The 16,262-nt window shown below is 53.0% G+C and carries 8 protein-coding genes and 1 pseudogene; 3 read left to right on the top strand and 6 right to left on the bottom strand.

Annotation, left to right across the window (positions count from 1 at the left end):
* Positions 1-189: 189 nt before the first annotated feature.
* Positions 190-3,480, bottom strand: coding sequence for a phospholipase D-like domain-containing protein (locus tag QME66_02125; protein MDI6807764.1), 3,291 nt, complete (start codon positions 3,478-3,480; stop codon positions 190-192).
* A gap of 339 nt (positions 3,481-3,819) precedes the next feature.
* On the opposite strand from QME66_02125, the gene QME66_02120 reads away from it, so the two are divergent.
* The gene (locus QME66_02120) at positions 3,820-6,651 is read left to right on the top strand and encodes a pitrilysin family protein (GenBank protein ID MDI6807763.1); all 2,832 of its coding nucleotides are present in this window, start codon (positions 3,820-3,822) and stop codon (positions 6,649-6,651) included.
* Positions 6,648-7,760 carry a fructose-1,6-bisphosphate aldolase/phosphatase gene (fbp, locus tag QME66_02115; GenBank protein ID MDI6807762.1) on the top strand — a complete coding sequence of 371 codons (1,113 nt, stop codon included), beginning with the start codon at positions 6,648-6,650 and terminating at the stop codon, positions 7,758-7,760. Before QME66_02120 ends, fbp begins: the two co-directional genes overlap by 4 nt.
* An 88-nt stretch (positions 7,761-7,848) precedes the next feature.
* Here fbp and QME66_02110 read toward each other — a convergent pair.
* From QME66_02110 to QME66_02100, 3 genes and pseudogenes are all read right to left on the bottom strand, one after another.
* Positions 7,849-10,149, bottom strand: a pseudogene (locus QME66_02110) (DNA internalization-related competence protein ComEC/Rec2).
* 85 nt (positions 10,150-10,234) lie between these two features.
* Positions 10,235-11,551 carry a tetratricopeptide repeat protein gene (locus tag QME66_02105; GenBank protein ID MDI6807761.1) on the bottom strand — a complete coding sequence of 439 codons (1,317 nt, stop codon included), beginning with the start codon at positions 11,549-11,551 and terminating at the stop codon, positions 10,235-10,237.
* Positions 11,527-11,826 (bottom strand): hypothetical protein, encoded by a 300-nt coding sequence (locus QME66_02100; protein MDI6807760.1) that lies wholly within the window; start codon positions 11,824-11,826, stop codon positions 11,527-11,529. The genes QME66_02105 and QME66_02100 overlap by 25 nt, the downstream gene beginning before the upstream one ends.
* Positions 11,827-12,050: 224 nt before the next feature.
* Here QME66_02100 and QME66_02095 point away from each other — a divergent pair, with 224 nt between their 5' ends.
* The gene (locus QME66_02095) at positions 12,051-13,484 is read left to right on the top strand and encodes a LysM peptidoglycan-binding domain-containing protein (GenBank protein ID MDI6807759.1); all 1,434 of its coding nucleotides are present in this window, start codon (positions 12,051-12,053) and stop codon (positions 13,482-13,484) included.
* Here the strand turns inward: QME66_02095 and QME66_02090 are convergent.
* Together QME66_02090 and glgD are read right to left on the bottom strand one after the other, a co-directional pair.
* A complete protein-coding gene (locus tag QME66_02090; protein ID MDI6807758.1) occupies positions 13,464-14,744 on the bottom strand; it encodes a glucose-1-phosphate adenylyltransferase family protein in 1,281 nt (426 codons plus the stop codon). The genes QME66_02095 and QME66_02090 overlap by 21 nt on opposite strands.
* 4 nt (positions 14,745-14,748) lie before the next feature.
* Complete coding sequence (gene glgD / locus QME66_02085) at positions 14,749-16,011, bottom strand: glucose-1-phosphate adenylyltransferase subunit GlgD (GenBank protein MDI6807757.1); 1,263 nt, start codon at positions 16,009-16,011, stop codon at positions 14,749-14,751.
* Positions 16,012-16,262 lie beyond the last annotated feature (251 nt).

The raw sequence follows: 16,262 nt of genomic DNA, 5'->3' as shown, positions 1-16,262 counted from the left end.
AAGAAGATACCACGCATTACCCGGGCTATCAATAGCGTTGAGGAGCGGCGGAAAGATATTCACGCGTCGCACTACGGGAGAATGACGGTTCAATGCAAGTCTGTGACGGCGGTGCGTTGGAAAAAACTGAGCGCGTCACTGGGCCTCATGACGCGCTCGGTAAGTCCTGGAACTTGATGTGCTGCTTCTCTATCTTATGAAGACCATTCTTTTCGAAAGCTCTTCCTTCCCTGCTGTGAGCCTGTAGAGATAGATTCCGCTCGGTAGACGTCTGCCCTTGCCGTCTCTTCCATCCCAGTTAACCTTGTGAACGCCGGGCTGCAGGTTCTTGTCCACGAGCACCCTGACCAGTCTGCCGGAGACATCATAAATCCTCAGCGAGACATTTGCCTTCTTTGCCACGTTGAACTCAATCGTAGTCACCGGGTTGAAAGGATTTGGAACGTTCTGGGAAAGCGAGAAGCCCTCCGGATTCTTGTATCTGTCGGTACTCACCGGGGCACCTATGACGCACTGTTCGCACGGATTCGCAGTTCCGCCTGCTGCCGCGTACCTTGCCTTGAACTCCTGGAGATAAAGGTTCGCAACCCTTGCGGACTGAATGATAACGACGTTTTCGTCATTGGCGGTTGTTCCTGAGACGGACCAGTTGTACGAGCCGGTCTCAAGCCACGGCTTGCTGTCCGGGCAGTTTCCATCAACTATGAGATACTTGTGATGGAGCGTGCCTGACTCACCGTCAAGCAATACATCACCAACGGGATCCCAGCATTCATCAGGCGGCAGTCCTCCGCACAGTGCACAGCGCATAACGTAGTACATGCCTCCGCAGTCCTGCCCGGAATCGAATACACCGCGAACTGGGATTTGCGGATTACTCATCCACTTCGCTTTCAAGGCAGCCTGAATGTCCCAGCGGGTGAATGCGAGTATCGAAAAGTAAACAGAGTAGTCCGCAGTGTTTATTGTCTCAATCAGGCGGCTGTTCACGGCATCACTTGGACTGAAATAACACCTCACGTCCTGCCCGGCAATCATGAATCTGTGGGGGGTGTTATTCGACTTTGCCGCTCCGGTACGTGAATTCGTTGGGTTCGGTGTATCTCCGGAAGATCCCCACATCTCATTGAACTCGGCAGTGTATGCATTGGCAAGCGCCTGGTCCCAGATCTCCATTGCATTTTCCATGTTGCTGTAGCTCGCAGTCGATGAAGCATTCCAGGAACCTGTCCAGATCATGTCGTCTGCATAAGAAGACGTATCGCGTGCATCAAAAAGATAGAATTTGTTGTGCATCGCGCCGCTGCCGGAGTTGCTTCCATAGCGGTCAGTTATGACTGGGATTCCATTCGCTATGAGACTTTGTATTTGCGACGACGTGCTGTTGTCGTACTCAACTATGACACGAACCTTCACCCCGCGGTTCTTCGCCGCGACGAGAGCATCAGATATATTCGTGAGAAGGAGGTTATAGACGCAGCAGTCTATCGAGTACGATGCGGCGTTGATTCTCAGGATCAGGCGGGCAGGTATATCGACATTTCCCCACGCCTGCTCCCCGGATGCGCAGCTCACATCGACGCTCTTCGTGAAGTAAACATTCATAGCCCCCGTCGAGGTGGGCGCCGAAGCGCTTGAGAAGATGAGATTTCCTGATGAGTTTGTTCCCTGCGCACTCGAAGAGAACGACCTTGAGTTATAGATTGTGCCTGAACGAAGTCCATAGAGGGTCACCATATGGTGCATGACGTGCGCAGTATCAGTGACCGAACCGAGCTCGTACGCCTGTGTCAAACCATAGTGAACTTCGCTGGTCGATGCCACGTCGGTGTCCCATTTGATTGTGACTGACGTTGCCGTCATCAGGGTCTCGACTGGTACAGAAGTGAACATCGGACCCGCCGGGTAGATGATGTCACTCGGATAGCGCGGTATTATTTCGTAACCACTGGTGTAAGGAGGGTTATAGCCGGTATACTGACTCAGAATACCGATCACATCAAATGTTCCGGTCGGTGCCGGAATCCCTGTGGCTGCTGCAATGTACAGGCTGGTTGTCCCTGTCGAGTCGGTAAGAATGTGCGTGACCGGGTCGTATGTCACACGGTTCACCCTTACGAGCCGCGACTCGTTTGGCTCGGTGTAGTCCGGGTAGAAGGAAGTGGCAACCTGGGCACACGTGAGAACAAGCGGAGCAGGCCCCGGGAATCCACTTCCATGTATCGTCCTCATTTCCATGATTGGAACAAGCTCGGTGAGTCCCCTGTACTGATCCACTGTGCCGGCGAGTGTGATCGAATCACCCGGAACAAATACAAGGGTCGAATCTGATGAGTAGAATGCGATTCCGCCAGTTGCATCCTGAATGAAAATATGTGTCTTGTAGGTTCCGAGTGTTCCTGAACCGACTGTCACAACGCCTGTAACTGTCCAACTTGTCCCTTTCAGGTATGGCGCTGCAGGAATCCCCTGAGAGTCATTCTGATGAAGATTGGAAATCGGAATAAGACCGCCGATTACTAGCACCGTTGGAGAACCGGCGATAGAAGTCAAGGTACCACCACTCACTGCTGTCTTGACGACAAAGGTAGCAGTCGCCGGAGATGAAGGAGCTGTGAGGTTAAGAATTGTCACATGGCCGCTATCTGACGCCGTGACCGCAGCCCCAGTCACTTTGATCGTATCGCCGGAGACCGATGGAGTGGCGGACGCGAATCCCGAACCGGAGATTGCCACATCGCTCAGCGACCGCGAGAATCCCCATCCGGTCGGAACGATCACAGCAACATTCGCAAGCGTATATGTACCGTCCCCCGCTATGCTCACCTTCTCGGAGCCGGAGCTGGAGACTACTCTGTACCTGGGAGAGATGGCTGCCGAGCCGGTCCCATCGCCACTGGTACCTGTTCCGTCGTCATTGAAAAGCTCAACAAACTCGTATACAAAGTTTCCCGTCCCAAGTGCGTCGGAGAACTCATTTATTCTTACGCCGGCATTCGAGAGAGTCCCGGCACCACTTCCAGGGTTACCGGTCGCTCTATCAGGACCCCGTGTCCAGCTTGCCTCGACCCCGGCTGGGTCTCCTGGATTGTTTCTTCTGATTGACTGTCCGGCCGTCCCGTACGGAGCCATCGCCACGGTCGGCCCATCAATAACCACAAGCGACGCGTTTTTCAGAGTGAATGTCTCATCGCCGTTTATCTTTGGCGCAACACCAGTTGCATCACCGGTGTTTAGAAAAACGACATTCGGTCCTAATGTGACGCCCCAGAACGTTTCGAACTGAGCCTGAGTCGCATTCCTTGCGACAATCACGTAACCTTTACCCGGAATTGCTGTACCGTTAGGAATCGTGTAGGTCTGGTCGGAGTTCGCCTGAACCACCTTCCAGCCCGAGAGGTCAACCGCTGCAGCAGAGACAAGACCTGGAAGAACCAAAGCTTGAAGCACAAAAGCCAAGATAATAAGTCTGGTTTTCACTTTCCCCCTCCAAGGATAAGAACCGAATGATATGAAAAACCGCCCCCAATCCGCCATTTGCCCAGACGGAAACCAAGAGGCGGGGACCCATTTGTTCTACGCGCATCAGTATTATACCATAGCGCACAGCGAAACGCACCCAGAATCTTTCTTCCCCCGAAACACAGGCTCGCCCGCCGACTGACGCGATCAGTTCAGACATCCAAGAAGGCGGACAATTCAGACGTCCAACAACAGGCGTGTTTCCTGTTGACATCAGGCGTCTCAAGAAAGTATCCTTTGGCGCTGCTTTGTCCCCTCATTCACCTTTTGCGGCAAAAGAAGAAGGAGCAAGATGACATGCGAACCAACTCATTGGCAGGCAAGCTGTTTCTGCATTTTCTGTGTCTTTTTCTCATTATCCCAAGCCTTTCACTCGCTCCGGACACATCGTCCGCAGCTCCTGTAACCAAGAAGGTCTTGCCGAACGGCCTGACGGTTCTTCTCAGCGAGGTCCATTCCGCCCCAATTGTAACCTCCATGATCTGGTATGAGGCCGGTTCAAAGGACGAAGACTTCGGGAAGACAGGTATCGCCCATTTCCTTGAACACATGATGTTCAAAGGAACTTCCAAGTACGGAAAAGGTCAGATAGATCTCACGACGCTCAAGAACGGGGGAATCAACAACGCCTTTACCTGGACAGATTACACTGCGTATTTCTTCGAATTCTCGTCAGATAGATGGTTGGATGCCCTTGAGATTGAAGCTGACAGGATGAATGGATGTCTTTTCGTTTCCGAGGAGTTCGAGTCTGAGAAAAAGGTTGTCATAGAAGAGAGGAAAATCGGAGAGGACACTCCTGAGGAGGCTCTTTCCGAGGAGCTTGACGCCATAGCGTTTAAGGCCCACGGCTATCATCATCCGACGCTCGGCTGGATGTCCGACCTCGAGACAGTTACTAGAGATGACATGATTTCTTTCTACAGCAGGTTCTACACCCCTCGAAATGCAGTGCTGGTTATCGTGGGCGACTTTGATACAAAGGAAGCCCTTAAGAAAATCGAGGAGCTGTTCGGAGGCAAGGAGACGGGTCCGGCTGTCCGGAGGGCGGCGACTGTCGAACCCCGCCAGGTTGGTGAAAGAAGAGTAGTTCTCGAGATGAGTGCCAACGTGCCGCGGGTCTCCGTGGCCCACCATGCAGTTGAGGCGGGGAATAGGGACAACTTCCCGCTCATTCTCAGCCAGAAGCTTCTGGCCCAGGGAAGAAGCTCAAGACTTTATCAGAAACTTGTTGAAGAGCTTCGCGTGGCAACATCGGTCGATGTGCAGAGATACGACTTCAAGGATCCCTGCCTATTCGTCGTGAATTGCGAGCTCAAGCCCGATGCTTCCCCGGCTTTCGCGGAATCAGTGATTGTGAGCGAACTGGTTCGGCTTTCGGATGAAGAGGTCGGCGCGGATGAGCTTCTCAAGGCGAAGAGGCTGGCAGAGTCCGAATTCATCATGGAGTCGGAATCGACCTGGGGTGAGGCGGTGAGGCTCGGAGCGTTTGAGACTATCTTGAGCCACACGTACCTCGACACCTATCTCGACAACATCTATCGAGTGACTCCAAATGACATAAAGGCCGCGGCTGCAAAGTACTTCGTCAGGAAAAACAGGATCGTTGGCTGGCTCATGCCGGAACCTGAGACTTCTTCCAATCCTCGGGGAGAAGAATCATTCAGGGAAGCTTTTGGCTCTCTCGAGAGAACAAACCGTCCGCAATCTGGATTCGAGTTGTATGGGCATGGTGCCGGCTTGCTCAGACTTCCTCCGTCCGTTTGCGAGAAGTCCGCCGTATCAAAGCACGAAGTAGTGCCGTCAGCCAAGGATGCCGCGCATCCAAAGAGCACAAGCCTTTTCAAGGCGCCAAAACCTACAAAGAAAGTGCTGCCCAACGGACTCACGCTTATCACGTACAGAAAGGCGACAACCCCTTCTGTTTCAATAGGTGCATATGTTAAGGTCGGCTCCAGGAACGATCCCGAGGGCAAAGCAGGACTTGCATCGCTGGCCGGCAGGATGCTCAAGGAAGGAACAAAGAAGAGAACTTCCTTCAAGATAGCAGAGGATATCGAATCTGTCGGGGGAAACATATCATCGGATGCATCGGTTTCTTTCAGCTCGGTCTCGGCTTCGCTTCTCTCAAAGGATTTTGACCTGGGCATCTCTCTGGTTTCCGATCTCGTCAGGAATCCTGCTTTCCAGGATGAATCCGTTGAGAAAGAGAAGAACAAGGTTCTTGCGGAAATCAGGGCCTCAGACGACAACCCGCGCCTGGTTGCGAGAAGGAGCTTCAATGAAATCGTCTATGGGACTCACCCGCTGAGCCATCCAGTGGAGGGTTACAAATCCACAGTGAGTTCTATCACGGCGGATGACCTGAGGAAGTTTCACAGGAGCTACTATCTGCCGCAGAATACGTTTCTCATTGTTGTCGGAGATGTCGATGGCTCTCTGGTGGAAAAGAAAGTCAGGGAGTATTTCGGTACGTGGGAGAAAGAGAAGTTCCTCCCTCCATCCATACCGCTTGCGGTGAGACAACAGGAGAAGAGAACAAAATTCGTGAAGATGGAGAAGGAACAAATAAACGTCTATCTTGGGCATCTTGGCATAACCCGCGACAACCCGGATTATTACGCTCTTCAAGCCATGGACGTGATTCTTGGGTTCGGCGGACTTTTCACGTCGAGGATAATCTCCAACCTGCGGGACACACAGGGACTCGCTTACTCCGTGTACAGCGATATAACCCGTTCGAGCGGAATCGACCCTGGCGTTTTCGTTGCATACATCGGAACGTCCCCCGGGAACAAGGATAAGGCCCTTGACGGCTTCCTTGGCGAGATCAGGAGAATAAGGGACGAACCTGTAAAAGAGGAAGAGCTCGAGAATGCCAAGAAGTACCTTACGGGAAACTATGTTTTCGATTTTGAGACCAACGATCAGCTTGCCACCTACTTTTTCAAATCGTCGTTCTACGGCCTGGGGGATGACTACATATCCAGGTATCCTGGTCTCATAAGGAGTGTTACCGTCGGTGACGTTCAGAGGGTCGCCAGAAAATATCTGGATCCCGACAACTACTCGCTTGCCGTGGTCGGAAGGGTCGACGAGAGCGGTAATATCATAATCGAGGAGAAATGAAGTTCGGCAAAGTCACTCTGAGTGTCATAAAGGCCGATGTCGGAGGCTATGTCGGCCATTCCAGCATGCATCCTGCGCTGATGGACTGCGGAAAGGAGTGTCTGATTGAGGCGAAATCAAAAGGCCTTGTCATTGATTCCTGTGTCCTTGCATGTGGAGACGATCTCGAACTTGTAATGACTCACTCAAAAGGTGTGGAATCTGACGAGATACATTCCCTCGCATGGGATGTTTTCGTGAAAGCGACTGAAGTGGCAAAAAAACTCAAGCTTTACGGAGCCGGACAGGACCTCCTCTCGGATGCTTTCAGCGGAACGGTAAAGGGCATGGGACCTGGCGTCGCAGAGATGGAATTCGTCGAAAGGAAGAGTGAGCCGGTAATCATCTTCATGGCGGACAAGACATCTCCCGGAGCGTGGAACCTTCCACTTTTCAGAATGTTCGCTGACGCGTTCACTACGGCGGGGCTTATCATAGACCCATCGATGCACGGGGGATTCTCGTTCACAGTTCTCGATGTGATTGAAAACAAGTCAATCGTGCTGAACGCACCCGAAGAACTCTATGATCTCCTTGTTTTCCTGGGAGCGTCAGCCAGGTTCATGGTCAGCTACGTGCACAGGAAATCGGACGGCGAGATAGCAGCGGCCGCTTCCACGCAGAGACTAAGTCTCATCGCAGGCAAATACGTTGGCAAGGATGACCCTGTAATGATAGCCAGGTCGCAGAGCGGCTTTCCGGCAGTTGGCGAGATACTCGAGGGATTCGCCTTCCCGCACCTTGTTGAGGGGTGGATGAGAGGCTCCCACTGTGGTCCTCTCATGCCCGTTTCATTCACGGACGCGACTCCAACGAGATTCGACGGCCCCCCGAGAGTCATAGCCGCCGGATTCCAGCTCAACGAAGGGAAGCTTGAAGGTCCGGTTGACATGTTCAGAGACCCGAGCTTTGACCTGACCAGGGAAAAGGCTATGGAAGTGGCTGATTATATGAGGAGGCACGGTCCTTTTGAGCCGCACAGGCTCCCTCTTTCCGAGATGGAGTACACGACTCTTCCTCAGATAATGAAGAAGTTGGAGGGAAGGTTCGTCCAGGGAAAGAAATCCTGAAAACATCTTCATTCTGTTTCCTCATGGTTCTTGCGCGCATTTGGCCGTGGTCGGCATAGACCCGTATTGCATGATCAGCATCGGTTCTGAGGACGCGCCCCGCATGATTAAGTCTTCGAATCACCTCTTCTGAGGGATGCCCGAATCTATTGTTCTTGCCGACAGACACCACGGATAGTGAAGGCGCCAATGTCCGGATGAACTGCTCCGTTGACGAGTGCCTGCTTCCGTGATGTGGAACTTTGAGAACCTGGACGGATTTGAGGGCTTTTTCGCTCAAGAGCCAGTCCTCCCCTTTTGACGAAAGATCTCCCGCAAAAAGAAGATCGAACCCCCGAACCTCCACGCGGACGACCAGCGACTTCTCGTTCAGTGCGAAATCGCTCGTATCCTGAAGGTCGCTTGCGAACTCCGGAGAAGGGTGGACAACAATGATTCTGGATGTTTCTTCTTCCAGCAGGGTCTCTCCCCAAGCCGGTACGAATGTCGGGACCTTGGATCGGATGTCGTTCATCAATTGAACCGAAGCGCTGTCTCCGGCGTAGAACCCAGGTTCCGCAATTTCTCGCACCATTCCTCTCATTGCCAATGCACGGAGTCCGCCCGCATGATCCGTGTGCCAGTGAGAAACTACAGCGAGGTCGACCTTTCTTATCCGCCTCTCCCTTAGGAATGGGATGAGAACCTTCTCCCCTGCATCATAGCCACCCTTCACATCGCCTCCGTCTATCACAACGGTCTTCCACGCAGGGAAAAGAAGGACAGCACAGTCTCCTTGCCCGACATCAAGAAAATTCGCTTCAAAACCCGTGATTCTCTTTCTTGGAACACCGAGGAGCATGAGCGTGCCGGAAAGAATGACTATTGCGAGGCCAATCAAGGTCCTCCTCACATCAGTTTTCTTTGAGGCAATAAGAATGGCTCCGCCATAGTAGAGGACGACCTGCCAGGCAAGGGGTTTTACTACATAGGGCAACACAAAAGGCATTTTCGACAACGTTGCAGTCGAGAGCAGGACAGCTTCTGTGAGAAACCAGACACAGCCAGACATCATCTCGCCGCATGTTGATGAGAGGACCGCAGCCATCGGAGTAACCAGAGCAATCGGAAGGAGCAGTGCCGCCAGGGGAACGATGATTATGTTTGCAATGATGGCCGAAAAACTGACGAAGCCAAAGTGGTACATGAGGAGAGGGGCGGTTGCAAGCTGCGCGGAGACGGAAACAACGATTCCTTTAATAAGAAAGCGTTCACATTTGATCGCTTTGCGTCTCAGAAAGATTCTCTCAAGTGGATTGGAGAGAAACAGAATTCCTGCTGTCGCGAGAAACGAAAGCTGAAATCCGATGTCCCAGATGTTGGAGGGTCTAATGACGAGCATTACAAGACAGGCGGAGAGAAGAGAGTTCCGCACCGAGACAAATCTCTTCATCAGGAAACCTGCAATCACCGCGCTCACCATGATGCTGGCCCTTACGCTTGGCGGCGAGAACCCTGAAAGTGAAGCATACAGCCAGGTGCTGATACCGGTGACTATCACGGCTGAACGCGTACTGAACCCAAAGAGCCGTGAGAGGAACATTACGAATGCGGACACGATGCCAACATGAAGACCTGATACCGAGAGAATGTGCACAATGCCTGTGCGCCTGAACTCGAGCATTGTCTCATCAGAGATTTCCTTGTCTTCTCCGAATATGACGCCCTTGAGAAGTGAAAGAGGCTCCCCCGTGATATTTCTCGAGAGGCTGCCTTCGAAGAAAACCCTGAGAGGATGCGAAACATTGCCCAGGAATGTATTCCCGAAACCTCTCCCAACCAGCTCAACGGCATACGGCTTCGTATTTCTGAACCTCGCAGACATTCCCCTTTCGAGCAGGTATCGTTTCTCGTCAAAGCCCCCTGGATTCCTCTGTGTGGCTGGCGCTTCCAGAACCCCCTTGACCTTCAGCACGTCTCCGTAGCGGATGGTGGGCCATTTTCCGGCAAGGACTGCTCTTGCGCAAAGATGCCTGCGTGAAACTCCAGAGTCTTCATTTTTGGTTTGGAGAATTTCGAGCTTGAAGCTGGTCGTGCCCTCTTCTACCACCGGAAAGCTGGAGACTCTTCCGACGACCGTGCATTCATGGCCCGAATTCTCCCGAAGGGCGCCACCTCCGTCCCGAGGGGTACTTAGCTGATACCTCAGAGCTCCGGCGGTAACAACTGACAGGAGGAACAAGAGGTTTGCGGCAATTGAAAGCGGCCGCCTCTTGCCCGGCACGGAGAGGAGGCTTCCCAGCAAAAGAAAGGCCAGCGATGCTGCTGAAAGAAGGAAACCCTCCGGCGCGAATTTTCTACCTAGAAATATTCCGAGAAGCAGAGGCGGTACAATTTTCAGAAGGGGCACATCAAGGGCTATCAGCAAGCTTGGTGCCGGTCGGGGATTCTAATGTGTTGAGGCTCCCGGTGAATCCAATAGTTCACACTTCGTGCTATTTTGTGTCAACTGTGGTTACGGAGGATTTTCCTTTGCGGGCGGACATGAATTTCCTCCGCCACTCTCTCTCCAGTTCCATATCTCCGAGCTTTCCATAGGTTCTTGCAAGAAGTGCGGACGCATGCGGATAGCCCGTCTTGTCTTCGGCGGCCATCTTCAGGAACATGATGGCGTCGGAGGAGTTCCCTTTCTTGAGATGAAGCCTTGCAGTCGAGACCCAGACATCGGGAGATTCAAGGCCGGCCCTCATGGTCTTTTCGTATTCCTCCAGCGCCTCATCCACCCTGCCCAGCTTGGCCAGTGTGGAAGCCAGACTGTTTCTGGCAAACGTATAGCCGGGATTTATGTGAAGCGCTTCCCTGAATCTTCCGACTGCTTTCTCAAGATTACGCTCTTCGAGATAGACCAAACCGCAATTGAATTGGAGATCAGCATAGTTCGGGGCCAGCTCCAGAGCCCTGACAAATGCTATCAGTGCCTTGTCTGGAAGAGCTCGCTTGCTGTATTCAAATGCCAGGGAGCTCCAGCACTCCGGCGAAGCCGGGCTCAGCGCGGCCGCCTTCTTCTTGTAGGTCAAGGTCCCGTCCTCGTCGCCGCTGACTTCCGAGAGCAAGGCAAGGGCAAGCATGTGCTCACCGAGCCGCGGTCTCACCTTCTGTGCCTCGATGAGCCACTCCCTGGCTTCGGCAATCCGTCCGTTCTTCGCACTCAGAAACGCCAGGTATTCAAACAATTCAAAGAGATTTGAGTTGGTGTCAATCTCTTCGAGGGAAAAACCCGCATCAAGGAACGGGAATATCTTGTTGCCGTGTGCCATCTGTTCAAGCCTGCTGATGAGCTCATCTACATCTTTCATTCTCTTCCGTTTCACCGCCGTCCGAAGCCGGAGGTAGGGAGCGAAGGGATCCCCGGGTGAAAGCTCTTCTCCCTTCATTGCAACCTTTTCCGCCTCCTCGAATTTTCCTGTCGTCTGGAAGAAGTTCCACATGTCGAGATAACCTTTGCTGGCAAAGGGAAAGATATCAATCTCCCTCTGAAACCAGCGGGAGGCGCTCTTCAAGTCACCCGATCTCAGGTGGCAGTGAGCAAGATTCGAGAGCGCTGAAAGATAGTCCGGATTGACGGATATCGCCCTCTCGAACTGCTCGCGTCCTCTGCCTTCTTCGCCTTTGAAGAAAAGGAGAAGGCCAAGTCTGTTGCGCAAGTCCGGATAAGAAGGATGCTCGGCAGTTTCTCCCGCCAGCACTTCCTCCGCTTCTTCGAGTGTTCTTTCGAAGGTTGTTCTTATCAGAGTCTTATCTTCCGTTTCCAAAGGCCTCCCTCCTTCGCAAAATCTGCCAGTTTGAACATCACATGACGCACGCCCGGAATTCTTCGAATCTCCTCCTCGACCACCCGAACGAGGGTGAGCGCGAAATTGTCAATGCACTCATCCATGAGACGCTCACGGCCGTACGCGCGCCTCAGAATACCTCTCAAGTAGACGACCCCATTTACCGTTCCATAGTCTATCTTGGAGGTGTCCACCCAGTGTTTCACGAGGACAGCCCTTACCGATGCATTGACCCTGTAGTCTTCAGATTTCACAAATGTCGTAGTTTGTCAGAATTTCGTGTCTTTGGCTGCACAACCGGTCAATCTCGAAAAAAAGCTTGCATTATCTCAATGGTTTCTGTAACATGGCGACAAGTCATCCTCGGGTTATCCTCCTGTTGAGATTATCGGCAATAGTTGGCCTGACTTAAGTGGTCGCCGGCTTTCCCAGAAACGTGAAACCTATTTGGCAGAATACTATGTCTGACCGGAGGAGAATGAAGATATTCGTTTGTGCTGTTGTTTTGCTGCTCGGTTCAGTCCCTTTCTTGAGCTCGCAGATAGCGGCTCAGCCCGCTGCCGCTGCCGGTCCCTCGTTATCTTCCGAGAAAAACGTTTACGGCCCTCCGCGCAGGGAAAGTGAAAGGTATGAGCCCAGCATGGGTCCGCCTCCTCCTGACTCGACGTACATCGGGAGCAGCGAGCTCCTTTTTGTTCCAGAGGTCAATGAGAAGGTTCTTGCGTGGATAGACTATTTCACAGGCGGCGGAAGAAAAGTATTCGAGCGCTATCTTGCGCGTTCTGGCCGGTACATGAATCTCATGGCCGATATTCTCACGAGTGAAGGCATTCCCAGCGACCTTGCGGCGCTTGTCTTTGTGGAAAGCGGATTCAACGTTCACGCAAGATCCTGGGCGCACGCAGTTGGACCGTGGCAGTTCATCAAGGGGACTGCAAGACTATTCGATCTTACCATGAACAGCTGGGTGGACGAGAGAAGAGACCCCGTCAAATCAACGGTCGCAGCTGCCAAGTACCTCAAGCACCTGTACGAGCTCTTCCAGTCATGGCCTCTCGCTGTGGCATCGTACAATACCGGCGAGAATAACGTCTTATCCGCAATGAGAAGGCATGGAACCTCGGATTTCTGGTCGCTCAGGCGGCTGCCCAGGCAGACCCGGGAATATGTGCCGCAGTTCATGGCCGCGCTAATTCTTTCCAAGAACCCTTCGCAGTACGGATTCAACGTGCAATATGATGATCCTCTTGAATTTGACGAGATAGCTGTTGGCGGGCTTGTGGACCTGAAAACCGTGGCATCTATATGCGACGTCCCGCTTGAAGCAATAAAAGCCCTGAATCCGGGACTTCTCCGGCAGAGGACGCCCCCTGGAGCTTCCGGCGTTACGCTCAGGGTTCCGCCGGGGACCGGAGAGCTGTGCCTGGCAAGACTGGCTTCAATTCCCCCTTCGCCTGTCCCTTCCGACGAACCAAAGACAAAGGCAGGCAAATACGTGGTGAGGAAAGGGGATACGCTGAGCGGAATAGCAGCCGAGCTTGGTGTTTCGCTATCTGCCTTAAGAAGGGCAAATCACCTGGGAGAATCCTCAATGATCAAGGCGGGCGGGGTTCTTTCCATCCCGGGATCCAAGAATGCGGCTTCCCCCGCCGTGGGGCCGTCTCGGGACTCATCCCCGAGCTCCGGCAGCTTCGAGTACAAGGTCAGGCGGGGCGATACTCTATATGGCCTCAGCAGGAGATTCGGGGTGAGTTTAGACGAGCTTCTCAAGACAAACGGATTCAGCAAGAACCACAAGCTCGCTATCGGGGAAACAGTGACTGTTCCGGGGCACATGAACATTTCAATGGGGGGCGCCAGCAGGAAGGATTCAAAGGACTCACTTCATCCATCAGCTCCACAACTTCAGTAGTTCTCCACGAATCGTCTCACCGCTCGCTATCTTTGCAGAGTGGAAATTATGCGGCCTGACTCCCGGATAGATCTTGCAGTTTCTCCCTACCTCTATGCCATCCGGTAGAATTGCATTCTTCCCGACGATTGTTATGCCGCTGCTGAGGTGCTCCGGACATTCCTTGTTCGGTGTCATCTCCTCGCCCGCACCAATGACCGACCTGTTTCCAATATGAACTTCTTTGTCGAGAATCACTCTGTCAAGAATGGCACCGGGCCCGATCCAGCAATCGTTCATAACGATTGAGTTCGTAACGCGGGCACCCTCTTCAACAATGGCCCCCGGAAAAAGGACAGACTCAGTGACGGAGCCGTTAACCACGCAGCCCCCTGCTATGATACTTTTTCTTGCAACTGACTTCTTTCCGAATCTTGCGGGCGGCATATCCAGATCGCGGGTATGCACAACCCATCTCCCGCGTTCAAGCTTGATCAACGAACTCTTGTGAACAAGGTCAAGGTTTGCCCTGAAGTACGAATCAAGCGTGCCTATGTCCTGCCAGTATCCTCTGAATCTGAATCCATAGGCAGTCCCCTTTTTCACGAAGACAGGAAGTATGTCGCGTCCAAAGTCATGCCTGCTGTGTTCATCCCTGGAATCTTCCTTCAGGGCCTCGATGAGGGCGCTGGCAGTAAAGACATAGATTCCCATAGAAGCCGTAAGAGACCTTGCGCTCTCAGGCTTTTCCTCAAAGCCCAGGACCTTCCCGTCCGCATCCAGCTCAGCCATCCCCAGATGTTTCGTCTCGCTCCTGTCAACATCGACCACGCCAATCGTAACCTCTGCTCCTGCCCTGATGTGACATCGGAAGAGTCTCCCATAGTCCATGCTGTAAACGTGGTCGCCGGAGAGAACCAGAACGTATTTCACTCCCCTGTCTGTCACTTCCGAAAGATTCTGATAGACGGCGTCGGCCGTACCGCTGTACCAATCGCTTTCCCTCCAACCGATATACGGCTGAAGGACCTTCACACCACCGTTCTTTCTGTCGAGGTCCCACGGCCTGCCAATCCCGATATGGTCATGCAGGGACCCGGGCCGGTACTGGGTGAGGATTCCAATGTCATAGATTCCGGAGTTCACGCAATTGCTTAGAGTGAAATCTATGATCCTGTACTTTCCGCCGAAAGGAACGGCCGGTTTCGCCCTTCCCTCCGAGAGAAGACACAGCCTCTTCCCCATACCTCCCGCAAGAATCATTGCATATTCAAGCCCCATCGCCCTATTTCTTCTCCTCGATCAAACAGCTCCCGGAGCAAATCTCGCTCTCCTTAGAAGGCAGAAGCCGGCCGAGATCGCCCTCGACAATAGAATTTCCCAGAATCCGGAAGCCACCGGGAACGACTGTTCCCTTGCCGAGAATAGAAATGCCGGAGGAGAGATATGCCGGAAACCGGCTATTTGGTGAAAGATCCCCTTCCGGCGAAACTACTGCCGCGTCTCCAACACGGACTCTCTTGTCAAGAATGGCTTTCTCGATTCTTGCATTCCTTGAGACCACCGTCCCGTGCATGAGAATCGAATCCTTGACCAGTGCGTTTCTTCCAACGACCACGCCCGGAAAGAGGATTGAGTTCAGGACCGTCCCTTCTATTTCGCAGCCATTGGCAACCAGGCTGGCAGACACTTCTGCTCCGGCTCCGAGCTTGGCAGGCGGCCTCTCTTCACTCTTCGTGTAGATTATCCAATCAGGATCGTAAAGGTTGAACCGCGAATTCTTGGAAAGAAGCGCCATGTTGGCATCGTAGTAGGCGGATATCTCTCCCATGTCCTCCCAGTAATCCCGGAAAACATAGCCAAGGACCGGTTCTCCCTTCTCGATCATAGGTACGACGAAATTCCTGACGAGGTCAAAGAGCCCCGGGTTTGACGTAACTTCCTTTGTGAGGAGTTTCGCATCATAGACGTAGATTCCCGTGAAAGCCAGCCCTTCTCTTTTGTTCAACGGTTTCTCTTCAAACGACGTCGCCAGGGAGTCTGCATTCAGGTCGACCATTCCGAACCTGTCCGATTTCTCTCTCGACACCGGAGTGACAACAAGCGTAACCTTCGCACCGCGTTTCTGATGGAATGAGAGGATTTCGCTGTAGTCCATCTTGTAAACGCTGTCGCCCGAGACAATCAGCACGGTCTTCACATCTGACCTGTCAATTACGTGCAGGTTCTGCCTGATGGCGTCCGCCGTGCCGCGATACCAGTTGCTTCGATCGCTCCTGACGAAAGGCTGAAGAAGCTTCACACCACCGTCTCTTCTGTCAAGATCCCACGGCTGGCCTATGCCTATGTGGTCGCGCAGCGAAACAGGTGAGTACTGCGTCAGAACTCCGATCCTGAAGATCTCGGAGTTCACGCAGTTACTGAGGGCAAAATCTATTATCCTGTACCTCCCGCCGAATGGCAGAGCCGAAGACGGCCTGTGCTTCGTCAGGATAGTGAGGGCCTCGCCCCTGCCTCCGGCAAGAACCATCGCGACGGCGCCCCTCAAACTCGCTCTCCTTTTGTGGATTTACGCGCAGGATACGGCCGGGAGATGAAGCTCATTCGGGAATGATCGGAGGGTGATGGTTCGTATGCGGGGAATTCCAACTGCCCATGCATCTCTATGTCGGCCTCCCGCGATAAGCCATCTTCTTCAAAGCGGAGCGCGTTAGTCTCGTGTCCCGGAAATTCCGTTGTCTATGTGTCTTTGCCCCTGGACACGACACTTTCATAGGGGCTTCTCGCCCCTCTGACGCT

Source organism: Candidatus Eisenbacteria bacterium (genome assembly GCA_030017955.1).
Classification (GTDB): domain Bacteria; phylum Eisenbacteria; class RBG-16-71-46; order JASEGR01; family JASEGR01; genus JASEGR01.
This window is presented reverse-complemented; position numbering and strand designations above follow the sequence as displayed.

Excerpts from the sequence above, each read along its gene's own strand:
- QME66_02120 (MDI6807763.1), top strand. The coding sequence starts at position 3,820 with ATGCGAACCAACTCATTGGCAGGCAAGCTGTTTCTGCATTTTCTGTGT.
- fbp (MDI6807762.1), top strand. The coding sequence starts at position 6,648 with ATGAAGTTCGGCAAAGTCACTCTGAGTGTCATAAAGGCCGATGTCGGA.
- QME66_02095 (MDI6807759.1), top strand. The coding sequence starts at position 12,051 with ATGAAGATATTCGTTTGTGCTGTTGTTTTGCTGCTCGGTTCAGTCCCT.
- QME66_02090 (MDI6807758.1), bottom strand. The coding sequence starts at position 14,744 with ATGGGGCTTGAATATGCAATGATTCTTGCGGGAGGTATGGGGAAGAGG.